Origin of the sequence: Coprococcus sp. AF19-8AC (assembly GCF_003603115.1) — a bacterium.
Classification (GTDB): Bacteria; Bacillota; Clostridia; order Lachnospirales; family Lachnospiraceae; genus Coprococcus; species Coprococcus aceti.
In genome coordinates this window covers 86298-109356 of the sequence record NZ_QTMI01000003.1, presented here as the reverse complement: position 1 = coordinate 109356, position 23059 = coordinate 86298, and the positions used below count along the sequence as shown (strand labels likewise).

Below are 23059 nucleotides of genomic sequence, written 5' to 3'. Positions count from 1 at the left end.
GTTCCGATAAAACACATTTCATAAGCGCTTAAATGAAACATGTTTCATTTGTCCTAAGATTATCATATGAAACATGTTTCGTCAATAGGGGATTTATAGATTTTTGTATTTTGTGCTCTTAGTAAGTTTCTTATGTTTTGTATCCACATAAAAAGAAGTTCATGATTTTTGAGTGGCACCTCATTTTCTCTTCATGAACTTCTTTTCGTAATCATACTATAAAGTTGTATCGCCTTTTTCTACGCTCACCGGAAGTAGTATAAGATTTCCGTCTATATGTGTGTTTCTCTCTTTTGCGCTGTCTATCTGATCTGCGGTTGCACTTTCAACCTGTCCTTCGGCATCATCTTCCTCCTCCGGTCCGTCGATCATCTCCATAAGCTGGCGTACTGCCTCCTGGGCGATCTCCTTGTACGGCTGATGTATCGATGTGAGCCTTGTCGTGCTGGCGTTGGTTATGTACGTTCCGTCGTATGCCACGATCGCCAGGTCATCAGGAATCTTTTTGCCTATGGCAAGTGCCGCCTTGAGGAATGCTATCGCCGGCATGTCTGCGGCAAATATTCCGTCCACGTCAGGATACTCCTCCAGTATGCATTTTGCCATCTCAAAGTATCCCTGGAAATCAAAGTCATTCCACTGAACAGGAACCCTTCTGGATTTTATCCCATTCTCGGCAAGGACTCTATCTAGTTCCTCATGGCACTCAAATGACATGATATTCTTGTCAGTCCTGATTCCGGATATATGGATGACGTATTTGCATCCACTGTTTATGAATTCCCGGGCAGCAAGCTGTCCACCCATCTTATGGTCAGACACTACGACAGGGAATTTGTTTCCCACCATGTAATCCAGCATGACCATAGGCTTGTCTATCCTCTGATATTCCTTTGCTGTGCTTGTGGTTGTTCCGCATATGATTCCGTCCACGATATTGGACTTTAACAGCTTGAAACACTCCTTCTCCCTCTGCTTGTCATCGGATGTGGAAAAAAGCATGAATTTATACTTTTTCTCATAAAGTATCTTTTCAATCTCCGATGCCAGTGATGAGAACCATGGGTGCTGTATATTTGGAACCAACATCGCAATGGAATTGGACCTGCCCTTGAACATGCCGCGCGCAAGCTCATTTGGAACATAATCCAGTTTCTTCATCGCATCTTCTATCTTCTTCTGAGTCTCGGGTTCAACTTTTGCCGTGCCGTTGATAAGTCTTGACACTGTACATATTGCAACCCCGGCCTCCTTTGCAACATCTCTTATACTTGCCATTTATAAATATACTCTCCTTATGAATTTCAGACTGTAGTCCATGAAACTTGTTTCATAAGAAGAGTATACCATAATACTTTCTGTAATGTAAATTGTGTAATATGACGATAATCAGCTCAAAAGCTCCTCTATCATAGCTCCGTCAAATGTCACGCTCTGAACGTGATTTACCTCGATCTGGTAAAGCGCATGTGCAACTATGTGCTCTGCAGCCTGCTCTATATCTCTGATTCCAGTCACACCATCGCACTTCCTGATGACCGCATCCACGCCGTCTGGAAGGATGATGCACTCGCTCCCTTCAAGTCCGATGCGCTTGAGCACCTTCGGCAGAACAAATTTGTTGAATATCTCCTTCTTCTCATCCGGGGTGTAATCCGGTATGTCTATAACAGCAAATCTCGACATGATTGGCTTGCTGATGTTCTCCTTGTCATTTGCCGTTGCTATAGGATACACGCCATTTGTCGGGATCATGCACTCCATGTAGTTGTCGGTGAATCCCAGGTTATCCAGGAGTGTCAGCAGTACATCGGCAGGATTGCCGTTGCCCTTGCCGGAATTTGCCTTGTCCAGCTCGTTGATGATGAATACGAGGTTAGATTCTCCAGCCTGTGAAAATGCCTCCATGATGATTCCCGGCTTGGCATTGGAATATACTCTTGAACTTCCTGTAAGCTGCTCCGGATCGTTGATGGAACTCATGTCGAGGGTCGTCCATGGAAGTCTGAGTATTCTCGCAACCGCATAGGCTATCTGTGACTTTCCTGTTCCGGCAGGTCCGCAGAGCAGAAGTCCGTATGCAGGAAGTGTATGTGTACGGTTGATCTGGATGATTGTCTCGATGATCCTCTGCTTTACCTTCTCCATTCCGTAGAGTTCCTCGTCCAGTATCCTTCTGGCCTCTTCCGGATCTATCGCCTCAAAGTAATTGCTCTTCCATCTGATGTTCATCGCCATGGAAAGTGCTCTCTGGGCGTGGCGTCTCTCCTCCGGTGATACCTCGCTGGATCTGGCAACCGCAAGATTTCTTCTGGCCCACAGCCTTATATTGTCAGGAAGTGTTCTTCCGGCGCAGTGCATGAAGTCAATGATGCTCTGCATGCTCGTGAGCTTCATGTCATCGCCAAGTGCCTCCTCCTCTTCTTCCTCCTCGGATTTCTCTTCCTCCGAAGGGGCATCGCTGGCAAGAAGTCTCTCTATCATAAACTGCAGGAATCCATCATTTGCCGAGAGCTTTGATCCGCCGCCAAACTCAGTCTCCCTTATCTTGTACACTGCGTAGCCCTCCGGTCTGTTCTCTCCCGACAGACGGACGTTGATGTGATTCTCGCCGAGCCATTTGAGAAGGCTTACAAATCTCGCATCTATCTTCATTATGTCGGCGGACTGAACTCCGTCCACCTCGTCAAATTCAAATGCTGTTCTCTTGATCGGATTGGTGAACTTTCCGCTGGAGTGGTGAGCCCACTTCCTGGCCGTGTTCTCAAGGATCATGATCGGCTTCTCCGCTGTTGCTGTAGACTCCGAAGACTGGAACGTCTCATATGTAACTATGTTCTTATTCTTGTTGTCACTTCCGCTGAAATCAAATACTGGCATATTTCCCTCCCTAATATAATGATGCTTTATTGCAAGTTTAATCATACCTTGCAATTATAAAACATCATATTTTATTTTTCTTCAAACACCCGCATCCATCTTTCCCGTTTAAGCCTTGTGGTGAACAGGATTCCTCTGAAACAGAGCTCCACGCACATGGCGATCCATACACCGTAGAGACCGACTCTCGGCGCAAGTATGGCTGCAAGCGGTATCCGCACACACCACATACTGGCAAAGTTCATGCAGCTGGGAACCAGCGTGTCCCCGGCTCCCCTGAGTGCTCCCGATGCAACTATGGATGCGGCATAAAATGGTTCGGCAAATGCTTCTATCCTCAGCACTGCCGCACCTAAATTTCTTATCTCTTCGTTCGGTGTCAGCACACCTATCATGGCCGGAGCTGCTATGTACATGAGGACTCCGCCAATGGTCATAACCGACACACCTAATCCCATTGTAATCCATGCCATTCTTCTGGACAACTGTTTTTGTCCGGCTCCCACGCATTGTCCCACAAGTGTGGTTGATGCCGCCTGTACTCCGTAGCCCGGCATGTAGCAGAAGCTCTCCGCAGTAACTGCAAATGAGTTGGCTGCGATGGCTATCGTTCCGAGCGGTGACACGATCTTTGTAGACATGACGTACGCTGAGCACATGACCATCTGCTCAAGCCCCACCGGCGCTCCTATCTTTACTGCTTTGACAAGTATATCCCTGTGAAATCTTAAGTGTTCGCCCTTTCTTAAGTGAAGTGTCCTGTTCTTCCACAGAAGTGCAGTGACCATGATGGCACAGGTGACCGCCTCAGCCGTGATGGTTCCGAGCGCCGCACCTGCAACGCCAAGTCCAAGTCCCGGCATGGTAAATGTCAGTCCATTCATCGAGGTTTCAGACTGCACAAGTGTTGACAAATGGGAACCAAAGGCTCCTGCCTGAACCGTTTCTGCCATCTGAGAACCAACCAGCCTTACGCTGGATAAAAACGGAATACTTAAATTTACAATTCTTGTCGGAAATATAAAGAACAAATTAAAAATCACATCCATCACACAGCACATGACATTCAGTATACCTGGTAGTCTCATATTTCCGGAGCTCTGGTGCATGCCGCCCGCTATGCTGTTCATCTGCAGAGCGGGAAGTCCCAACATATACACAAGGAAATACTGGCTTGCCATCTTCTGTATAGCAGCTTCACCGCCGAGCCAGCTCGGAAGCGGTGTACTTATCACTGCTGCAATGAGTGCAAGTATGACGCTTATGCACATGGCTATTATGAGTCCCTGTTTCATGATATTTCTGGCAGATTTATCCTCACCGGCGCCCACAGCCTGGGCTATCTGCACAGTAAATCCTGTAGTCACTGCAATGCACAGCCCACCAAACAGCCATGTCGTGGACGAGACAAGTCCGATGGCTCCCGATGCATTTGCACCGAGACGCCCCACCATGGATGCATCGATGTACTGCATGACAATGGACGAGATCTGGGCAAGGATCGCCGGAATACTGAGCCTGACCGTAAGTCCTATCTGCTGGGATGCGGTCATGGACTTTCCAGATATCATGTCCTTCAGCAAGTTTTCACTGCTACTCATCTATATCTCCTTTTTTAGCCGCATTGTCTATGTTTACCGTCTCTGCGTTCATTTTTCTGAATGCCGTGGTTCCCTCGGCAAGTCTCTTCATGCCCTCTTCCACGATCGACCTTGGACATGCGATGTTAAGTCTGATAAATGCCTTTCCGTTCTTACCATATGAAAGTCCCGGCGACATATAGAGTCCGGTGTTCTTCCTGATAAATGCTGAAAGCTGTTTTGCGTTGTCAGTTATCTTACTGCAGTCAAGCCAGAGAAGGTATGTGGCCTCCGAATACACCACCTTTATACCCGGCACTTTTTCATCTATAAACTTCCTGACATACTGCTTGTTCTCATACAGATACTGCCTGAGACTGTCCAGCCACTCGCCACCATTTGTAAATGCTGCTATCGCCGCATCCACCGCAAATGCATTTGGCTCGGCTACTTCATCTGTGTTCAGGCCTCTCCACATCTTGTGTCTCAGGAATTTATCCGGAACCACAATGGCCGCAGTCTGGATTCCGGCTATGTTGAAGGTCTTTGTCGGCGCAATACAGGTCACGCTTATATCCCTGCATGTGTCAGATGCCGTGGCAAATGGCACATACTCCTTTCCAGGATCGGTGAGATCGCAGTGTATCTCATCCGAGATGACCGTCACACCATACTTTGCGCATAGCTCTCCCACATGGGCAAGTGTCTCCTTATCCCAGATCTTCCCCGCAGGATTCTGTGGATTGCAGAGTATCATGAGGCTGGTCTGTGGATCTGCAAGCTTTGCCTCAAGATCCTCAAAGTCCATGGCATATCCCTCGCCGTCGTATTTCAGAGGGCTTTCCAATATATTTCGCCCATTGTTGTATATAGAATTAAAGAAAATATTGTAGACAGGGGTCTGCACTACAACATTCTCTGCAGGTGTAGTGAGCTTTCTCACCGCCGTTGATATGGCTGGGATGACTCCGGAGCAGAACACCAGCCAATCCCTGTCTATCGCAAATCCGTGTCTGCTGCCCCACCAGTTCACGTAGGCATCTGCCCACTCGTCCGGGATGATGGAATATCCGAATATTCCGTGCTCAACCCGGGCTGCCAGTGCCTCCCTGATGCACGGAGCCGTCTGAAAGTCCATGTCTGCCACCCACATTGGCAGTTCATTTTTCGGCACGTCCCACTTCAGGGAGCCTGTGCCGCGTCTGTCTATAACCTTGTCAAAATCAAACTTCATGTTTATCCCTCCACTTCATGGAGAGATTCCGCGGCTGCTGTGGCAAACGGCTGGCACATATAGAGTGCTCCATCACGTTCGTCTTCCCTCGCCTTGCTTTGCTTCTATCTGCACTGCGCTCTGCAAGCGATAAGTGCGTTGCTTGCGCCGCTCCGGCAAGAAGCAGCAATGCTCAGTCGACTTCACTACCAATTGAGCAATCTATATGTGCCAACTCGTATCACCACAGCAGCCGCGGAATCTCATTTACGTTATGATATATCACCAAATCTTAAACTCGTTTAGTCCTGTACTATTATTTTCGTCTTTGACGGATCTACTTTGTCTTTTTCTATTATCAGGTTGTCGATGTGTTGGGCTTTGATGGTTCCTGATGTCGGGTTCATGACACTGTCTATCTTGCTGCAGATATCAGCATCCACTGTTGAGTATTCGAAGGCAAGTGTTGTGTTGATGAGCTTGCAGTTTTTCATCACAAGGTTGTCGATGTAGCACATGCCCTGAAGGCTCTCGATGGTGCAGTTCACCAGGGTGAGGTTCTTTGCGTTCCAGCCAAGATACTCGCCCGATATGAATGAATCATATACGGTCACATTCTCTGTGTTCCAGAATGCATCCTTTGAAAGCAGATTGGAGTTTCTTATCTCCACATTCCTGCATCCGTCAAATGAATAGTTTCCGTCAAGCTTCAGGTCGTCTATCTTCATATTATTGCTGTTCATGGCAAAATAGTCGCCCTTTGCTGTCACGTGGTCCATTGTCACGTCATCGCAGCTCCACAGTGTCTCCTCCGCATGGGTGAATGTCACATCCGTAAGCTCCAGACCTTTACATCTGCGGAAGTTCTTTGGCGCCTGGATGAGTGCCCGCCTCACCGCGATATTATCAGTGTACCAGACTCCGGCTCTCGCCATCTCAAACCAGTGGCAATCCTCCGCAACAATGTTCTTGCTGTACCACAGCGGATACTTCCATTTGAACATGCTGCCGTACAGATTTATGCCGCGGCTCTCCTTAAGCGGAGACTCGCCGTCGTCAAATATCGTATCATATATATCGAGATTTTTTCCCATGAAAAGAGCTCTCTCACCTGTCAGAAACTCCTGTCTTATGATTTTCTTTTCTTCTTTCTTATCCATCTCGTTCATCTTCCTTTTGTATATTCTCTATTATATTATTGGCCTATTATCACCATGTTATCACTTCTGGCAAATGCGAATATGACTGAGCTTATGACCACCATGAGTGGCAGTGCATACAGTAATATATTTATTACCTGAGATTTGCTATATTAACAGACTTATCCTCTTAAATTAAGGGATTCTCAACCAGTCTTCTTTATATTATAATTTACACATACAAGTCCGGCATGTAAATAGGGATCTCATGTCTGACATTTTGGGGAAACAACAATTTCAGGAGGTACATTATGATTTTAACATCGGGGGATTCTATCAGTATTTTTTTCAGACTATTACCTTATACGACTTACATTATTCCAATAGCATCATTCATCATAGCTGTGGTCATCGGTCTTTCCATACGGGGTAAGGCATGCCGTATCGAGCGGGACTATACCAGAACGTCCGCCAATATCACATCTGTCAGAAGAGTCAGTAAAAGAACCCATATCAACTATGAATACCGCGACCAATCCGGAGTATTGCACAATGGTTTTCTTTCCGTCCGCGGTCTAACAAATTACAACTCCATGTCGTCCATCGCAATATATTACAACCCGGAGAATCCATCTGCATCTTATACGGAAAAAACTATGAACAGCGACAAAAATGCACCATTCATCTATGGTGGTGCTGTTCTGCTTGGAACTTTGGTATTTTTATGGAGAAGGCGCTGATTTCTCAGCGTCTTCTTTTTTATACCCTGATGAGATCCTTTGCCACCTCACCGGCTATGATAAGCCCTGCGACTGATGGCACAAATGCCACGCTGCCCGGGATGTCTCTGCGCTCTGTACATTTGTGCTCTGCTCCTGGAGGACAGATGCAGTTGTTTCTGCAACTTATCGCCATATCTTCGATCGGCCTTGTCGGAATCTCTTCAGAGTATACGACCTTGAGTTTCCTGATGCCTCTCTTCTTCAGTTCTCTTCTCATGACCTTCGCAAGCGGGCACACCTTTGTCTTGTATATATCTGCAACCTTGAACTGGCTTCCGTCAAGCTTGTTTCCCGCACCCATGCTGCTGATGATCGGAATGTTCTTCTCCTTACACTTCATGACAAGAGCGATCTTGGCTGTCACTGTGTCAACCGCATCGACCACGTAGTCGTAGCTGTCCCAAGGAAAGTCGTCCGCATTCTCCGGAAGAAAGAAACATTTGTGTACCTCAACCTCCACATTTGGATTGATGTCAAGCATCCTGTCCCTCATAACATCGGTCTTATACTTTCCAACTGTGCTCCTTGTCGCTATGATCTGTCTGTTGAGATTTGTCAGACACACCTTGTCGTCATCTATCAGGTCAAATGCTCCGACACCGCTTCTGACCAGCGCCTCGCATACATAACCGCCAACTCCGCCTATTCCAAATACCGCTACCTTAGAGCCTGCCAGCTTGTCCATGGCTTCCTTGCCAAATAGCAGCTCTGTTCTCGAAAACTGTGTTAACATCTCTTATTCTCCTAATATGATATATATCCCACTACAACTATATACAAAATAAGTTTTTTTTCAACTGAAATCTTATTGACATCTGGCCCCTCCGTACCGATTTATATCGAATACATGTATCCAATCCGGTCACTGTACTCCCGGGTGAGATCGGCGATGGTTTTGTTATCAAGGACATTGTTGATGGCAGTCTCAAGGGCATCCCACACATCTCCGATGACATCGTTCATGACCATGTTGGTGTCGCCGTCCTCATCAACTCTGTTATCTATCGGTGATATCCTGCCCTCTATCGCCCTTAGCACCATTCCAACCGTGATCTCCTCCGCCGGCATGTTCAGACGGTAACCGCCCCTCGGCCCTCTCACGCTCCTTAAATATCCTGCCTTTAGCAGAGAAGATGTAACCTGCTCAAGATATTTGTCAGACAATCCACATCTTCTGGCTACGGCTTTGACAGTAACCGTACTGCCGCTATTTATAGATATATCTACCATGAGTCTCAGTGCATATTGTCCCTTTGATGATATTAACATTTTTCTGCCTCCTGTTCATTGTTATATTTTACCTATAGAATTACTATGAATTAGTTTTATTTTTTTTGGCAAGGAGAAAAAGCAGTTATAATGTTCTTACCTTATCTCCGTGCCAATTATTTTCCGTTTAATTCACTTGATTTTTATGATTATGTTTCTATGCTGCCTACCATATGTTGCTGATCAGATACTCAAGTTATACCTTCTTTTTTAATCCGTTCAGGTATTCCTCAACATAATGGATAACTGCTGCACCATCTCCGACGGCTGTCGCCACCTGGCGCACTGCCTTGGTCCTCACATCTCCCGCGGCAAATATTCCCGGTGTGCTGGTCAGTCCGGTCTCACCCGCTGCAACATAACCAGCACCATCAAGCTCCACAACGTCACCGAGTAAGTCTGTGATAGGGCTTGTTCCTATGGCAATGAATACACCGGCTACCGGAAGTGTGAAATTGCTGTCTGTCTGTCCGTCCACTGTTTTCGGTGTCTTAACAGCGACCTTTAGTTCCAGCTTGCCCGGCGTTCCGCCTATCTCCGTCACCTGCGCAAATGGGTGGAATTCTATATTCTCAGTCTCAAGCACCTGCGCTCCGAGTATTTTCTCGCCTCTGAACTCATCTCTTCTGTGGATCAGATGTACCTTGCTGCACATCTTTGACAGATACAGGGCATCCTCAAGAGCTATATTACCTCCGCCCACAACTGCGACTTCTTTGTTCTTGAAGAACGCTCCGTCACATGTGGCACAGTAAGAAACTCCTGCCCCTGTGAATTCCTCCTCACCGGGAACGCCAAGCTTTCTGTGCTTTGCACCCGTGGCTATCAGAACCGCCTTTGTCTCTATGCTGCTGCCATCCTCCAGGCTGACCTTCTTGTGATCGCCGTGATCCTCGATGGCTGTCACCTCTCTGTCATCAAACTCCACGCCAAATGTATCCGCGTGTTCTCTGAACTTCATACCCATGTCAAAGCCGCTTATGCCCGGCAGCCCAAGGTAGTTGTCCACCTGCTCTGTATTTACGATCTGCCCGCCGGAGAATGCCTCCTTCTCCAGTACCACCACGTCCATCATCGCCCTCTTGGCGTAGACTGCGGCGGACAGACCCGCAGGGCCGCTGCCCACAATAACCAAATCTCTCATATTTCCTCCTTGTCGAAGAAGGTCGCTGTCATGTTTATGTGATGCTCCAAGGCTACGCACGACTCTGTCACCTTGTCTTAGCTCCTGACTACATTCGCTCCCGCCCCCCTATAAGGGCAAGGGGGCTCCCGCTCAGCAAGGAGCGACAAGCTTCCGTCGTCTATGTGCTACCCGCCTTTGGAGCATCACATAAACATGACAGCTTACTCTTCGATAACCGTTAGTTTTATTATGTTATTTCCAAACCACTCTTTTAATACTTATCTAATTATTTCTACAATATAGGAATATAAATTCCTTTTTAATGAGACATCTTCTGACCTACTAAGTCTCTCTAGTTCTCTTTGTATTTCTTTATCAGCTCACAGGTTTTGGATACGTCTTCCTTGCTGTGTGCGTAAGATACGAACATTGCCTCGAACTGTGATGGTGCAAGGTAGATTCCGTTGTCCAGCATGTATGAGAAATACTTTGCATACCTTGCGGTGTCGCTGGATGTTGATGTATCCATGTCTACTACTTCCTGATCTGTGAAGAATACGCTCATCAGTGAGCCTATCTGGTTGACATGGACTGTGTCGCCAAATGTGCTTCTGACTGTGTCGGCTATCTGCCTTGTGCTCTTTTCTATCGCCGGATATATTGTATCCTTTTCCTTCTGGAGTATGCGGAGCGTTGTGAGTCCGGCTGTCATGGCTATCGGATTGCCCGACAGAGTTCCCGCCTGGTATACTCCGCCAAGTGGTGCCACCATGCTCATGACATCGCGGCGTCCGCCGTATGCTCCCACCGGCATTCCGCCTCCGACTATCTTGCCAAGTGTTGTGAGATCAGGCTTTACCCCGAAGTATTCCTGGGCACCGCCAAGGCTGAGCCTGAAACCTGTGATGACCTCATCAAATATAAGAAGTGCGCCGTATTCATTTGTTATGTCCCTGAGGAACTGAAGGAATCCATCATGCGGTGGGACAACTCCCATATTTGCGGCAACCGGCTCGACCACGATTGCGGCAATGTCTTTGCCCTCCGCCTCAAATAACTTCTTTACGCTGTCCTCGTTGTTATACTCTGCTATGAGTGTATGCTGTGTATACGACTTTGGAACTCCCAGGCTGTCCGGAACTGACTGTGTAAGTGCCGCCGAGCCTGCCTTGACCAGAAGTCCATCACTGTGTCCGTGATAGCAGCCGCGGAACTTTACAATCTTGTCTCTGCCTGTAAATCCTCTCGCCACTCTGAGCGCACTCATCACTGCCTCTGTTCCCGAGTTGACCATTCTGGTCAGCTCCATTGAAGGCATAAGCTCATTTATCAGCTCTGCGATCTCGAGCTCTTTCCTTGTCGGTGCGCCAAATGTAAGTCCGTCATCACAAGCCGCCTTCACCGCATCTATGACTCTGTCATCGGCATGCCCCAGAATTCCCGGGCCCCAGGAACAAACATAATCCACGTAGGAATTGCCATCCTCGTCAAATATATGTGAACCTTTTGCTTTCTTCATAAATACAGGTGTCCGTCCCACCGAGCCAAATGCCCTGACCGGTGAATTGACGCCGCCCGGAATTACCTTCTGTGATTTCTCAAATAGATCCTGTGAATTTGTCATTGCCATTCTTCTTTCTATAATTTATCGTCCTATGTGACTTTTTTCTTTGTTTCATTTTGTTTTTCGCAAAGCTATGTTATTTTAGCCGTTTAGATACAATATTATATCTTTTTCTATTTTATATTCCAAATAGATAAAAACGTCTCGTTATACATAGCAACTATTGTCCTACTCAGCTCTATCTTCTTTTAAGTGTTGATGTCGCATTCTCCTCATCTTTGGAAACGCCCCTCTCTCCTCCGTCGAGCGGGGCAGATCGTCGGAATCATTCCCAAATATGACTCCGTCATATTGATTCCGACTCTAACCATTTTGCCACGTCTATGGCGTGATAGGTTATGATGATCCCTGCTCCGGCACGTTTCATGGCTGTCATGTTTTCCATGACAATCCTCTTCTCGTCTATCCAGCCATTTGCCGCAGCTGCCTTGACCATGGAGTATTCGCCGCTGACATTGTACACCGCTATCGGATAGTCCGTGTGGTTTCTCACATCCTTGACTACATCCAGATAAGCAAGTGCCGGCTTGACCATGATTATGTCTGCTCCCTCGGCGATATCCGCCTCGCACTCTCTCAGAGCCTCCCTGCCATTTGCGGGATCCATCTGGTATGTCCTTCTGTCTCCAAACTGTGGTGCAGAATGTGCCGCATCGCGAAATGGTGCATAGTAACCAGATGCAAATTTCGCACTGTAACCCATGATCAGTACATCCGTCAGCCCGTTGTCGTCAAGTGCCTTTCTGATGTAAGCGGTATGTCCATCCATCATATCTGATGGAGCCACCATGTCCGCGCCGGCCTTTGCAAGGGATACAGCCATCTTGCCCAGATATGGAAGAGTCTCATCGTTGAGTATCTTGCCGTCATGGATAATTCCGCAGTGACCGTGTGATGTGTACTCGCACAGACAAATGTCCGCTATGACTATCATGTCCGGATACAGCTCTTTTATCCTCCTGACCGCTTTCTGCATGATTCCCTGGTCGTCGTACGCGCTGCTGCCCACCTCATCCTTGTGAGCCGGTATGCCGAACAGGAGAACCGCGCTGATTCCGGCGTCCGCCACTCTGCGAAGCTCCTCCTCAAATGTGTCGAGTGAATACTGGTATATTCCCGGCATGGAGTCTACCGGATTCTTGATCCCTGTGCCCTCAGCCACAAACATCGGATATACAAGATCCTCCTTGTTAACCCTGTTCTCTCTAACCATATTTCTGATGGCCTCGCTGCCGCGAAGTCTTCTGAGTCTTATCATGTTACTGCCTCTTTTCTCTAAAATAATAATCACCGATGGCTGATATAAGGTGCTCGATATCACCAACCTCCGGAACTATATCCGCATGATAACCAGCCTTCTCCAAAGCCTTCTCGGTCACATTTCCAAGTGCCGCTATGCGGATATTCTTCATTATATCATGTATTTTAAAACTGCCGTCTGTATTGTCCGTATGATCCCCACATGAATCTATATCATTCAACATATGAGCCAAACCGCAGTTTTTTTTCTCTGCATCAAGAACATCTAGAAATCCTCTGACTCCTGATGCGCTGACAAATGTTATCACATCCAGATCCTTCAGATACTGTATGCTCTCCATCCTGCGTCCAACCACGTCATAAACTGGGATCTCCTCATATACCACACCGCCCTGATCAAGTATGTCAAGCATCGTCTCGCTGCCCTGGACTGCCCTCGGAAGGAGAAGTTTCTCTCCGTCATTCATCACATTTGCAAGTCCCCTAGCAAGGGCGCTTGTAGTGTACTCGTCCGGCACGTAATCCGCTATATAGCCCTCAGCCTTAAGTGCGTCCCTTGTTCCGGCGCCGACCACTGCAAGTTTCAGATGAGCCAGTTTTCTGACATCTATATTCCATTCTCTGAGCCATTTAAAAAACAAGGTTATGGTGTTCTGACTGGTAAATGCCAGCCAGCTGTAATCTTCTATATGTCCCAGAGCCACGCGCAGCCTGTTCTTCTCCTCTGTCTGCTCCACGCTCATATCCACTATGCTGTAGGATTGGCCGCCAAGTGCATCTATTGCAACTCTCATCTTCTCGCGAAGCTTTGGCGTTCCAACAAGTCCAACGTGGACATTCTGAAGCGGTCCTCTGTTTGGTGCTGTAAAATCCAACGCTGCATTTTCACCCACAACTATGATCGCAGGAGATTCAAGCTTTGCCTCGTTCACCTTGTCCGCAATTGTCTGTATATCGCCGCGGACCATCCTCTGCCCTGGCATGGTTCCTTTGGAAATGACCGCGACCGGAGTATGTTCCTCCGCCCCAGTCTGAACAAGTCTCTCCATGATCTTTGGAAGCCTGTTAAGTCCCATGAGGAACACGCTTGTCCCTTCCTGATTTCTGATGTAATCATAATCATTTGAAACACCTTCATCAGATCTGTGTATGTCCGCCCGCTTGTGTCCTGTTATCACGTGAAAGCTTCTACTCGTTCCGCGGTGGGTCACCGGTATGCCGCACACCTCCGGAACCGCCACGGCGGACGTTATTCCCGGTATCACCTGAAATGGGATCCCCGCTTCTAGAAGTGCGGTCACTTCCTCGCCGCCTCTTCCAAATACAAATGGATCGCCACCTTTGAGGCGCACCACCATGTTGCCTCTGCGGCCTTCCTCAACAAGTATCTCGTTTATCTCAGGCTGCTTCTTGTAGTGGCTGCCCGCCTGTTTGCCGACGTATATCCTGCGGCAGTCCGGCTTCACCATCTCCAGAAGCTGGTAGGTTCCGAGTCTGTCATATATGATTGTATCGCATTGTTTTATGAATTCCAGGCCCTTCACCGTGATTAGTCCCGGATCGCCGGGGCCTGCGCCTATCAAATATACCATTTTTTTGCTCTCCATTCGCCGTGTGAGTTGGATGGGTGTCTCTCGGCTACGCACAGCTCAGTCACCTTGTCTTGCTCCTATTTGCACTCACTCCCGCCTCCGATAAGGGCGTTTGAGGCTCCCGTTCGGCAAGGAGCGACAAGCTTCCATCGCTTATGTGCTACCCGCCGTAGAGACACCCATCCAACTCACACGGCTTACGCATCGAAAAAATTTACTTCTTTACTTTTCTTTTATCTTCAATACATACTACTTCAAAACAATCTACATTTTATGTTTTTATTTATCTTTTAAATATACTGTTGCAAAACAACTTACTCTACTTTATTAAATTCTCTACCAGCTGCTCCCATTCTGCGGTGTTTCCTTCTACCGTCTTTCTGTGTATCTGGATTTCTTCATCTTTCTCTTTGTCCGATGAAGCCGCATCTGCTTTCATCAGGCTTAGCTTCATGTGGTCGCCATGAAGTTCTGAGTACACGCCTATCGGTTCGTGACAGCCGGCGTTCATGCGATTCAGAACTGCGCGCTCGCATGTGAGCTGTGTGTATGCCTCTGTGTCATTTATCGCTCTGACCATGTCGTATACCTCGCCAGAGGTTCGTGTCTCTATGGCTATGATTCCCTGACATGCTGCCGGAAGCATGGACTCTGTGCTGATGTATCTGAATGTAAGTTCGTCCTTGTGCACTTCAAAGCATTCTGTGCTGTCATTGCCTTTGTCTTCAATAACTCCCAGGCGCTCAAGCCCTGCCGCTGCAAGAATGATGGCATCGTATTCGCCATCTTCCAGCTTCTGTATGCGGGTGCCGACATTTCCTCTCAGGTTCTTGCACACAGCATTTCGATACATGTCTTTTATCTGGTATTGCCTTCTCAGGCTGCTGGTTCCCACCACAAATCTGTCGTTTCTGTCAAATATTCTGCCGCTCTTATATATGAGAACGTCCTGCGGACAGGCCCTCGGAAGTGTACCCGCTATCGTAAGTCCATCCATGATCTCCATCGGCATATCCTTGGCACTATGCACCGCTATGTCTATGTCACCTTTAAGTATAGCTTCCTCGAACTCCTCGACAAATACAGCCTTACCGCCAAATTCCAGAAGCGCTCTGCTAGTGTCCCGGTCCCCCCGGGTACTCATTGTAACCATCTGAAAATCAATCTGGGGAAATCTCTCCTTGAGTGCCTTTATCACCAGTTCAGTCTGAGCAAGAGCAAGCATGCTGCCACGGGTTCCAACTTTTACTGTTTTTTTCTGTCCTCCGCTTTCGCAATCCAAACCGTCACTATTGAATCCATCTGCCATGTCATTCTCCGCAAATTTACGAATATTCGGTTTATTTTTACCATGTCCATTCTCAACTCTCATCTAACAGACTCCTAACCATTTGCTGAAATGCTTTCTTTCGCTCTTCCTCGCCGTCTATCTGTGCTTTGATCTGCTCGCGGAGCTCACCCATACGCTCTGCTATATCGCCATAACTCCTACCTAAATGGCTCTCTATATTTCTCTTGATCGTGCCCGCAAGCACTGGACTCTGTCCACCGGTGGAAACGCTTATAACAACCTCTTTATCCTTTATGATCGCTGGAAAGTAGAATCCACAATCCGATTTCACATCCACCACATTTACCAGTATGCGCTGCTGCCTGCAAAGCTCCGCCATTTCGTGGTTGACTTTCCCATCGTCCGTCGCCATTATGACGACAAATGCACCGTCAATATCCTGCGGCTGCACGCATCTTTTCACAAGTGTGAGATGTCCTGAACTATATTTATCCGATACACACAATCGCTCCGCCAGTTCTAAAAGCTCCGGGCAGAACTCCGGTGACACCACCGTGACCACCGCGCCAAATTCCAGCATGCTGCACACCTTTCTGTATGCAACAGTTCCGCCTCCTGCGATCAGGCATCTCTCATTATTCAATTCTATCATAAATGGGAAATACGACATCACTACCTCTAATTTCTATTATTGAGTCTCTATTAAAAAGCACCAAAAGTTGTTCCAATTATCTGACATCTGACAAGAGCCTAGTCAGCCGATGATACTGCATAACCTCAGGCAAACAAGCAGTATTCAGTTCTCACATCCGGCAGTCACAATACTGTCCAGCATTTTCTCAAATGCCTCATACTCAAGCTGCCCTTTGAGTTTATATACCATCTTTGCGCCATCTATAGTCTTAAGCTTCGCCATCACGTCTCCGTGCTCCCTGTTGAACCTCGAAAATGCTATGTTCTTCATGATCTCGTCAACCTGTGATATGAGCCACGGCTCCATCTCTGTGATTGTCTTTGCCCTGTTTTCATTGTTCTCTCTGGAAAGTGTCCTGATATAGTCTATGTCACGCAATACACATCCGTCCACCTCTGAGACTGACGGGTCAATGTCCTTCGGCATTGCCAGATCCAGGAACAACCTCCGCTTATGATGCATTTTCACGGCTTCTGCCAGTTCATCTCTGACAAATGTATAATGAGGGCTTGCTGTCGCGCTGATGATGACATCCGCCCAGGCTGCCAGCTCATATCTTCTGCTGTAGTCCTCTATCCTGATCTGCTGATGTCTGCCAAATACCTCATCTGCACTGTGGTGGCTTCTGCTTGTGCCTGTTATCTCTATGTCTGGCGCAAGATCTGCAATATCCTTGACAACTATGCTGCCTATCTTGCCTGTGGCCCCTACGACTAGGATATGCCCGGTATTTGCCTTTTCAGCATCCACACTCTCAAATTGACTGCTGCTTACCACATCACTTCGAATATCTCTGCACGTGTTTTCAATACCGCCATTTCTTGTAAAATTCACTGCCTCCCGTGCTGACAAGGTTCCGACGGATACCGGAAGTCTCGTGGCATCACTCTCCGTTGCCACCGCCTTTGCCGCCGCAAGTGCTCCCTGAAATGCTATATTCAGCTCGCCGTCACAGGCTCCAAGTTTCTTTGCCACAAGATATGCGCTCTTCACCTGATGTATGATCTCCACCTCGCCGAGCACCATGGAATCCATACCACACGCCACTCTGCACAGATGTAACATACACTGGAATCCCTCATAATTCATGCTATATCTTCTTATGAGGCTGACAGGGACATCCCTATCATTAGCCAGAAGCATTTCTACCTGTTCAAGCAGGCCACCTCGCCCACCGGAAGCTTCACCGCTGCTCATTTTTCCTGTTATAACAGGCCCACATGGCTCACATTTATCCGTAAAGTATATTTCCATCCTATTGCAGGTCGACAACACGACACATCCACCCACCGCAGCCTTTAGCCGCTCGGTGAACTGTCTCTGTCCTTTTGTCGAAAATGCAAAGCTCTCCCTGACATCGGCCGGTGTATTTTTATGATTTATACTTATGCAAAACATATCTTCAGTAACTCCAAATGAAAATTAATGACAAGCCCACGTAAAGAACAAGGGCGGGTATCAAAGCCCGCCCTGTTCTTTCAAATGCCTGCTATCTATCATGATTCTATAACAAGCTCCTCTATCGTCACATTCTTTTCCTCATCTATGTTGAAGGCCTTGAGTACCGGATTGTCTATCTCCATGAGGGAGAGAATCAGATAATTCACCTTGGAATCATATGCAAGTCTCTTATCCTCCTCCGAAGGTCTGGATGGAGACTCTGGATGGGAATGGAAGTTGCCAAGAAGCTCGTATCCATTTGCACGCATATCCTTAACTGCCGCAAGCTGCTCTCTTGGGGCCATGGAGAAATGCTCGTTGCTGGCGTCAATATTTGTCAGGAGATACACCTTCCTGATGTACTTCTTATCGCCCTCTCTAACACCGCCGATCAGACCACAGGACTCATTTGGAAGGCCTTCCTTGCAGTGTGCAAGTATCTTCTCGTAATCAGACTTTGTCATGTACAACATCTTACTTCATATCCTCCTTATTATCAACTGTAACAGGATCTGTGCTTGAGGATACATTGTTTGTCGTATGCCCACCCCCGACTGACAATACCATATCCGGGGTTGCTCTCGCTTAACTTGGTCTGCAGCGGTACTAAGGTGCTGCTTAAAGCACCACCTAAGTACCGGCGACCGCGTATTCCCCTGATATGGTATATGTCATCAGGGGCGGCATAATAACAACCGTACAGGCATTCCTCAAGCACAGATACCTGCCTTGATCTTCTACTTACCGTCGCACTCCACCTGCTCGTAGTCGATGAGCTTGGTGATGGTTGGATTTGGTCCACATACAGCACAGCCACAGCCCTTCTTGTGAGGAAGCTTTACTGTGTGGAATTCCATCTTAAGTGCGTCAAATGTAAGGAGTCTTCCTGTCAGAAGATCGCCAACTCCAATGAGATATTTGATTGCCTCCATAGCCTGAAGACTTCCGATAACACCGCCCATTGCTCCGATGACTCCGGCCTGCTTACATGTAGGAACTGCATCCTTTGGAGGTGGATCCTTGAATACACATCTGTAGCATGGTCCCTCATCTGGAACATATGTCATGAGCTGACCCTTGAATCTGATTATTCCTGCATGTGAAAATGGCTTCTTAGCCATAACACACGCATCGTTGATAAGAAACTTTGCAGGGAAGTTGTCTGTTCCATCGATGATGAAATCATAGTCCTTGATGAGATCCATGATGTTCTCTGATGTAACGAACTCTCTGTATGTGATCACATTTACATCAGGGTTCATGGCGTTCATGGTCTCCTTTGCGGATTTGACCTTTGCCTTGCCCACATCTGCTGTTCCGTGAATGATCTGTCTCTGAAGATTTGACAGATCTACCTCATCGGCATCAACTATACCGATGGTTCCTACTCCGGCTGCTGCCAGGTACATAGCGGCTGGTGCTCCAAGTCCACCTGCGCCTATGATCAGCACCTTGCCATTTAACAATTTCTTCTGTCCCTTCACGCCAACTTCCTGAAGGATGATGTGACGTGAGTAACGTTCCATCTGTTCGTTTGTGAATGCCATTAGAAGCTGCCACCTCCCATGAAGTAGAGGAACTCTACTGTATCGCCGTCCTTGAGCTCTGTTGTTGCAAATGCATCTGAGTCAACAAACTCATCATTGACTGTTACTGTGACATAGTCCGGATTCTCAACGTTCTCTGACACGATGATCTGAGCTATTGTTGTCTTCTCTGCTATCTCTTTCTTCTTTCCTGCTATTGTGACTGTCATTTTTCTTTCCTCCTGACGATTCATTTGCCTGTCCGGCGTTGCCAGACTGACATAAAATGTGATTATATACTTTATAATTTTAATTATATAGTTTCATTCTTCTGTACACCGGAAGTAATTGACTACAGTCAAATACTCCATTGTGTCACTTTACCAACGAATTTCTACAATAATTTGCCAACTTCCTCCTCCAGCTCATTTCTCTTCACAAGGCCACGGATACGGGAAACCTCCTCGCCTCCCTTGAAGAAGAGTATGGTTGGTGACGCCATGACTGCGTACTTCTCAGCAAGCTCTGCGTCGAAGTTTACATTTACCTTGTATACATTTACCTTGTCCTCGTAGTCATCCTCGATGCCGCCAAGGATAGGTGAGAGCTGCTTGCATGGTATGCAGCTGTCCGAATAGAATTCCACGATGACCGGAAGCTCCGACTGAAGAACCTTCACATCGAAATTCTCTGCACTGACTCTTACTGCCATTCATTTTCTCCTTTCCTGCCGGATGTTTTCACTGCTTGGGTTATATATTTATCACATGTTCTGCTTAACATTACCATATCATGGGAATACGAAGTCGCCGGTACTCAGCGAGCTTGCGAGCGATAGTACCGCTGCAGACTGAGTTAAGTGGAAACGACCCATGATAGGTATGTTAAGACAGAACATGTAAGCATAGTATGAATTATTGCAGTGAAACATCCGGCTTACCTTATCTGATCAATCCTCCAGTTTTTTAACTATAAGATCATAAGTACCGTTCTCGTTGTCGATGAGCTTCAGGATCTGCTGTCCTTCCTCCTTGAAGCTTCTTGGTACGTTCTGTACAGGCTCGCCGTCGTTCATGGTAACCGCAAGCACCTGTCCTATCTCAAGCTCCTCCATGGCTACCTTCGCCTTGACAAATGTCATCGGGCACACCACATCAGTTATATCTACTCTGTCATTGATTTCATAATCAGCCATTGTAAGCCTCCTTTAATACTTCTTTGAATTTGTCTAAGCCCACACGCTCCAGGGTGAACTGGAAACGCTCGCTTGGCTTTGCATTGTCTGCAAAGAACTGTATTGCTGCATCTGTGATACGGAAAAGCTGCTCCTCAGATGTAACAACCGGAAGTAACTCCTCGCCGCGGTGGATCGTATTTCCAAATAATCCTCCGAATGAGACAAGGTATCCTGTCTCGCCCTTCCATGCATCTGTAGGACATGCCTTTGCGCATCGACCGCAGTAGTTACATTTGTCTGTGTCGAGGATGATCTTGCCGTCCGCCATGGTGATCGCACCCTCACGACACGCCTTGACGCACACGCCACACATGATACATGATGGCTCATCCCACTCTACTACCATTGCGCCCTTGATTCCCACGTCGTTCTCCTCTGCCTTCAGACAGTTGTTCTGGCATCCTGTGACACCGAACTTGAACTTGTGAGGAAGCTCCCTTGCGTAATATCTCGCATCAAGCTTCTTTGCTATATCATAAGTGTCTATATTGCCGCTCGGACAGATCTGATTTCCCTGGCACGCTGTGACTGTTCTTACTCTTGGGCCACACACACCCGGCTTACAGCCTCCCTTTGCCAGTTCTTCCTTTACCTCTTCCACATCGTCAAGCTTAACAAATGGGATCTCGACGCTCTGTCTCGATGTGAGATGTACATGTCCATCTCCGTATTTCTCGGCAACCTCTGCTATCTTCTTGAGATTCTCTGCGGTAAGATTTCCTCCCACCACCTGAAGTCTCAGAGAAAAGTTATTCTTCTGCTTCTGTCTCATGAATCCGCCCTTTTTCAGAGCCGCGTAATCTACTGCCATATGTAGTTCCTCCAAATCATTTGTGTATTAGTCGGCAAGGGCTTTCTGGAAATCTTCTATCAGATCCTCCACGTCCTCGATTCCGACACTAATACGAATCATATCATCATATACGTTGGCGTCAAGCTTCTCCTGCTCTGTGCTGTGCGCATTCAGTGTTGATTCAGGATGCACGATGAGCGTCTTTGTGTCTCCTATGTTCGACACTATCTGCGGTATTGTGAGCTTGTTCATCACCGCAAATGCCTTCTCCTTGCTGCCGACTCTGATGGTGATTATGGCACCATAACCACCGTGGAGCTGTTCATTTGCGATGTCATACCAAGGACTGGATTCAAGTCCCGGATAGTTGACCTTTACACCCTCCTGACTTTCCAGGAACTGAGCAAGGGCAAGTGCATTGTGTGAGCATCGCTCCATTCGAAGCCCCAATGTCTCCATGCCCAGCATATTGTAAAATGCCGTCTGCGGAGCTATGCAGGCTCCTGTATTTCTAAAAAGTCCGTTTCTGAGCTTTGCTATATAGGCGAACTTTCCGAACATCTTGTACTGCTGCAGAAGCGGATAACGCTCTGCGTCCCATTTGAAATTGCCGCTGTCGGTGATGACTCCGCTTATGGCATCGCTGTTGCCATTGATGTACTTGGATGTGGAATTGATGACTATATCCGCTCCAAATGTCAGTGGTGTGACCAGATATGCAGTTGCCACTGTATTGTCTATTAGGAGCGGAAGCCTGTGTGAATGTGCCAGCTCCGAAAGCGCCTTTATATCCACCACATCAAGCTTCGGATTGCCGATCGTCTCAGCAAATATCACTCTGGTGTTCTCATTTATCGCTGCCTCAACCGCTTCCTTATCCGATATCTCCACAAATGTCGTCTTGATTCCAAATGCCTCCAGATCGTGAAACAGATCTATCGTTCCCCCGTAGAGTCCTGTGCTGGAGACTATCTCTCCGCCGGCTCCTACTATATTTAAGAGTGCATTTGTGAGTGCCGCCATTCCAGAAGAACACGCTACCGAACCCACTCCCTTTTCAAGATTCGTCATCCGCTCCTCAAATGCAACTATCGTCGGGTTGTTGATCCTCGTATAAGAATAACCCGTCGCCTTGTTGTGGAAGAGCTTCTCATGCTGCTCCGCTGAAGGCTGATAGAATGCACTGGATTGATAGATCGGTGTAAGTGTGGCGCCTGTATTCTCATCACCAAGCTTTGCGCTGTGTAATAATGCTGTGTTAAATCTCATGATCTTCTATGCCTCACTAAATAATAAATCCTATAATTCCTACGAACATGATAGGATTATAGCTCTTATACCCTACTATGTCAATAGGAATTATAAAATAAGCAATGCAGATAATAAAAAAATGCCAGTTGATGGGAGCTTGCTCACAATCAACTGGTGTTTTTTTGTTATCTATATGGCGCATGCCATTCCACGAGCCGCGTTAGCAGCGAGGGGAGCATTGCTTATTTTATAATTCCGTACGGTATACACGGCGTATGCCATTCTCTGGTAATGCCATTCCACAGGTAATGCCCCCTCGCCTTCGCCAGACGGCAGGTCGTCGGGGCTGATTAAATATGAAC

Annotated in this window: 22 protein-coding genes; 1 reads left to right on the top strand and 21 read right to left on the bottom strand. The window is 47.3% G+C overall.

What is annotated here, in order from left to right; genetic code table 11:
* Positions 1-216 precede the first annotated feature (216 nt).
* The 5 genes from DWX57_RS08685 to DWX57_RS08665 all read right to left on the bottom strand — a co-directional run bounded on the left by DWX57_RS08685 (position 217) and on the right by DWX57_RS08665 (position 6833).
* Positions 217-1278, bottom strand: coding sequence for a LacI family DNA-binding transcriptional regulator (locus DWX57_RS08685; RefSeq protein ID WP_118758461.1), 1062 nt, complete (start codon positions 1276-1278; stop codon positions 217-219).
* 111 nt (positions 1279-1389) lie between these two features.
* Entirely contained in the window at positions 1390-2880 is a 1491-nt protein-coding gene (locus tag DWX57_RS08680; RefSeq protein WP_120123686.1) for an AAA family ATPase, read from the bottom strand.
* A gap of 71 nt (positions 2881-2951) precedes the next feature.
* The gene (locus DWX57_RS08675; RefSeq protein WP_120123684.1) at positions 2952-4481 is read right to left on the bottom strand and encodes an MATE family efflux transporter; all 1530 of its coding nucleotides are present in this window, start codon (positions 4479-4481) and stop codon (positions 2952-2954) included.
* Positions 4474-5694 (bottom strand): MalY/PatB family protein, encoded by a 1221-nt coding sequence (locus DWX57_RS08670; protein ID WP_118758464.1) that lies wholly within the window; start codon positions 5692-5694, stop codon positions 4474-4476. The genes DWX57_RS08675 and DWX57_RS08670 overlap by 8 nt, the downstream gene beginning before the upstream one ends.
* Positions 5695-5975: 281 nt before the next feature.
* Positions 5976-6833 carry a DUF3737 family protein gene (locus tag DWX57_RS08665; protein ID WP_055145479.1) on the bottom strand — a complete coding sequence of 286 codons (858 nt, stop codon included), beginning with the start codon at positions 6831-6833 and terminating at the stop codon, positions 5976-5978.
* A gap of 290 nt (positions 6834-7123) precedes the next feature.
* On the opposite strand from DWX57_RS08665, the gene DWX57_RS08660 reads away from it, so the two are divergent.
* Positions 7124-7552, top strand: coding sequence for a DUF3592 domain-containing protein (locus DWX57_RS08660; protein WP_120123682.1), 429 nt, complete (start codon positions 7124-7126; stop codon positions 7550-7552).
* Positions 7553-7571: 19 nt separating this feature from the next.
* Here the strand turns inward: DWX57_RS08660 and DWX57_RS08655 are convergent, their stop codons facing one another.
* The 16 genes from DWX57_RS08655 to DWX57_RS08580 all read right to left on the bottom strand — a co-directional run bounded on the left by DWX57_RS08655 (position 7572) and on the right by DWX57_RS08580 (position 22715).
* Positions 7572-8327 carry a tRNA threonylcarbamoyladenosine dehydratase gene (locus DWX57_RS08655; RefSeq protein WP_118758466.1) on the bottom strand — a complete coding sequence of 252 codons (756 nt, stop codon included), beginning with the start codon at positions 8325-8327 and terminating at the stop codon, positions 7572-7574.
* A gap of 101 nt (positions 8328-8428) precedes the next feature.
* Positions 8429-8863, bottom strand: coding sequence for an RrF2 family transcriptional regulator (locus DWX57_RS08650; protein WP_120123679.1), 435 nt, complete (start codon positions 8861-8863; stop codon positions 8429-8431).
* Between the two features lie 196 nt (positions 8864-9059).
* Positions 9060-10007 carry an NAD(P)/FAD-dependent oxidoreductase gene (locus DWX57_RS08645; protein WP_120123677.1) on the bottom strand — a complete coding sequence of 316 codons (948 nt, stop codon included), beginning with the start codon at positions 10005-10007 and terminating at the stop codon, positions 9060-9062.
* Positions 10008-10341: 334 nt separating this feature from the next.
* On the bottom strand, positions 10342-11619 hold the full coding sequence (gene hemL / locus DWX57_RS08640; RefSeq protein WP_117550382.1) for a glutamate-1-semialdehyde 2,1-aminomutase: 1278 nt from the start codon (positions 11617-11619) through the stop codon (positions 10342-10344).
* Between the two features lie 280 nt (positions 11620-11899).
* On the bottom strand, positions 11900-12871 hold the full coding sequence (hemB, locus tag DWX57_RS08635; RefSeq protein WP_117550379.1) for a porphobilinogen synthase: 972 nt from the start codon (positions 12869-12871) through the stop codon (positions 11900-11902).
* A gap of 1 nt (position 12872) precedes the next feature.
* A complete protein-coding gene (cobA, locus tag DWX57_RS08630; RefSeq protein WP_120123675.1) occupies positions 12873-14465 on the bottom strand; it encodes a uroporphyrinogen-III C-methyltransferase in 1593 nt (530 codons plus the stop codon).
* A gap of 319 nt (positions 14466-14784) precedes the next feature.
* The gene (hemC, locus tag DWX57_RS08625; protein WP_120123673.1) at positions 14785-15837 is read right to left on the bottom strand and encodes a hydroxymethylbilane synthase; all 1053 of its coding nucleotides are present in this window, start codon (positions 15835-15837) and stop codon (positions 14785-14787) included.
* The gene (locus DWX57_RS08620) at positions 15827-16426 is read right to left on the bottom strand and encodes a precorrin-2 dehydrogenase/sirohydrochlorin ferrochelatase family protein (protein ID WP_243106205.1); all 600 of its coding nucleotides are present in this window, start codon (positions 16424-16426) and stop codon (positions 15827-15829) included. The genes hemC and DWX57_RS08620 overlap by 11 nt, the downstream gene beginning before the upstream one ends.
* A gap of 126 nt (positions 16427-16552) precedes the next feature.
* The gene (locus DWX57_RS08615; RefSeq protein ID WP_120123671.1) at positions 16553-17848 is read right to left on the bottom strand and encodes a hypothetical protein; all 1296 of its coding nucleotides are present in this window, start codon (positions 17846-17848) and stop codon (positions 16553-16555) included.
* 98 nt (positions 17849-17946) lie between these two features.
* Positions 17947-18363: a M67 family metallopeptidase gene (locus DWX57_RS08610; protein ID WP_118016855.1), complete on the bottom strand. Its 417-nt coding sequence runs from the start codon at positions 18361-18363 to the stop codon at positions 17947-17949.
* Between the two features lie 264 nt (positions 18364-18627).
* Complete coding sequence (gene thiF, locus DWX57_RS08605; protein ID WP_004851717.1) at positions 18628-19437, bottom strand: thiazole biosynthesis adenylyltransferase ThiF; 810 nt, start codon at positions 19435-19437, stop codon at positions 18628-18630.
* The gene (gene thiS, locus DWX57_RS08600) at positions 19437-19646 is read right to left on the bottom strand and encodes a sulfur carrier protein ThiS (protein WP_015534732.1); all 210 of its coding nucleotides are present in this window, start codon (positions 19644-19646) and stop codon (positions 19437-19439) included. Before thiS ends, thiF begins: the two co-directional genes overlap by 1 nt.
* 164 nt (positions 19647-19810) lie before the next feature.
* A complete protein-coding gene (locus DWX57_RS08595; RefSeq protein ID WP_120123668.1) occupies positions 19811-20128 on the bottom strand; it encodes a thioredoxin family protein in 318 nt (105 codons plus the stop codon).
* A 237-nt stretch (positions 20129-20365) separates the two neighbouring features.
* Positions 20366-20611, bottom strand: a complete 246-nt coding sequence (locus tag DWX57_RS08590; RefSeq protein WP_015534730.1) for a sulfurtransferase TusA family protein — start codon at positions 20609-20611, stop codon at positions 20366-20368.
* Complete coding sequence (locus DWX57_RS08585) at positions 20604-21464, bottom strand: 4Fe-4S binding protein (RefSeq protein ID WP_004851725.1); 861 nt, start codon at positions 21462-21464, stop codon at positions 20604-20606. Before DWX57_RS08585 ends, DWX57_RS08590 begins: the two co-directional genes overlap by 8 nt.
* Positions 21465-21491: 27 nt before the next feature.
* Positions 21492-22715 (bottom strand): O-acetylhomoserine aminocarboxypropyltransferase/cysteine synthase family protein, encoded by a 1224-nt coding sequence (locus DWX57_RS08580; RefSeq protein ID WP_120123666.1) that lies wholly within the window; start codon positions 22713-22715, stop codon positions 21492-21494.
* Positions 22716-23059 lie beyond the last annotated feature (344 nt).

Excerpts from the sequence above, each read along its gene's own strand:
- DWX57_RS08610 (WP_118016855.1), bottom strand. The coding sequence starts at position 18,363 with ATGTTGTACATGACAAAGTCTGATTACGAGAAGATACTTGCACACTGC.
- DWX57_RS08620 (WP_243106205.1), bottom strand. The coding sequence starts at position 16,426 with ATGTCGTATTTCCCATTTATGATAGAATTGAATAATGAGAGATGCCTG.
- DWX57_RS08655 (WP_118758466.1), bottom strand. The coding sequence starts at position 8,327 with ATGTTAACACAGTTTTCGAGAACAGAGCTGCTATTTGGCAAGGAAGCC.
- DWX57_RS08660 (WP_120123682.1), top strand. The coding sequence starts at position 7,124 with ATGATTTTAACATCGGGGGATTCTATCAGTATTTTTTTCAGACTATTA.
- DWX57_RS08670 (WP_118758464.1), bottom strand. The coding sequence starts at position 5,694 with ATGAAGTTTGATTTTGACAAGGTTATAGACAGACGCGGCACAGGCTCC.
- hemB (WP_117550379.1), bottom strand. The coding sequence starts at position 12,871 with ATGATAAGACTCAGAAGACTTCGCGGCAGCGAGGCCATCAGAAATATG.
- DWX57_RS08685 (WP_118758461.1), bottom strand. The coding sequence starts at position 1,278 with ATGGCAAGTATAAGAGATGTTGCAAAGGAGGCCGGGGTTGCAATATGT.
- DWX57_RS08595 (WP_120123668.1), bottom strand. The coding sequence starts at position 20,128 with ATGGCAGTAAGAGTCAGTGCAGAGAATTTCGATGTGAAGGTTCTTCAG.
- thiF (WP_004851717.1), bottom strand. The coding sequence starts at position 19,437 with ATGGCATTCACAAACGAACAGATGGAACGTTACTCACGTCACATCATC.
- DWX57_RS08665 (WP_055145479.1), bottom strand. The coding sequence starts at position 6,833 with ATGGATAAGAAAGAAGAAAAGAAAATCATAAGACAGGAGTTTCTGACA.
- DWX57_RS08675 (WP_120123684.1), bottom strand. The coding sequence starts at position 4,481 with ATGAGTAGCAGTGAAAACTTGCTGAAGGACATGATATCTGGAAAGTCC.
- hemL (WP_117550382.1), bottom strand. The coding sequence starts at position 11,619 with ATGGCAATGACAAATTCACAGGATCTATTTGAGAAATCACAGAAGGTA.
- DWX57_RS08615 (WP_120123671.1), bottom strand. The coding sequence starts at position 17,848 with ATGTTTTGCATAAGTATAAATCATAAAAATACACCGGCCGATGTCAGG.
- DWX57_RS08580 (WP_120123666.1), bottom strand. The coding sequence starts at position 22,715 with ATGAGATTTAACACAGCATTATTACACAGCGCAAAGCTTGGTGATGAG.
- thiS (WP_015534732.1), bottom strand. The coding sequence starts at position 19,646 with ATGACAGTCACAATAGCAGGAAAGAAGAAAGAGATAGCAGAGAAGACA.
- cobA (WP_120123675.1), bottom strand. The coding sequence starts at position 14,465 with ATGGTATATTTGATAGGCGCAGGCCCCGGCGATCCGGGACTAATCACG.
- DWX57_RS08590 (WP_015534730.1), bottom strand. The coding sequence starts at position 20,611 with ATGGCTGATTATGAAATCAATGACAGAGTAGATATAACTGATGTGGTG.
- DWX57_RS08645 (WP_120123677.1), bottom strand. The coding sequence starts at position 10,007 with ATGAGAGATTTGGTTATTGTGGGCAGCGGCCCTGCGGGTCTGTCCGCC.
- DWX57_RS08650 (WP_120123679.1), bottom strand. The coding sequence starts at position 8,863 with ATGTTAATATCATCAAAGGGACAATATGCACTGAGACTCATGGTAGAT.
- DWX57_RS08680 (WP_120123686.1), bottom strand. The coding sequence starts at position 2,880 with ATGCCAGTATTTGATTTCAGCGGAAGTGACAACAAGAATAAGAACATA.
- DWX57_RS08585 (WP_004851725.1), bottom strand. The coding sequence starts at position 21,464 with ATGGCAGTAGATTACGCGGCTCTGAAAAAGGGCGGATTCATGAGACAG.
- hemC (WP_120123673.1), bottom strand. The coding sequence starts at position 15,837 with ATGAGAGTTGAGAATGGACATGGTAAAAATAAACCGAATATTCGTAAA.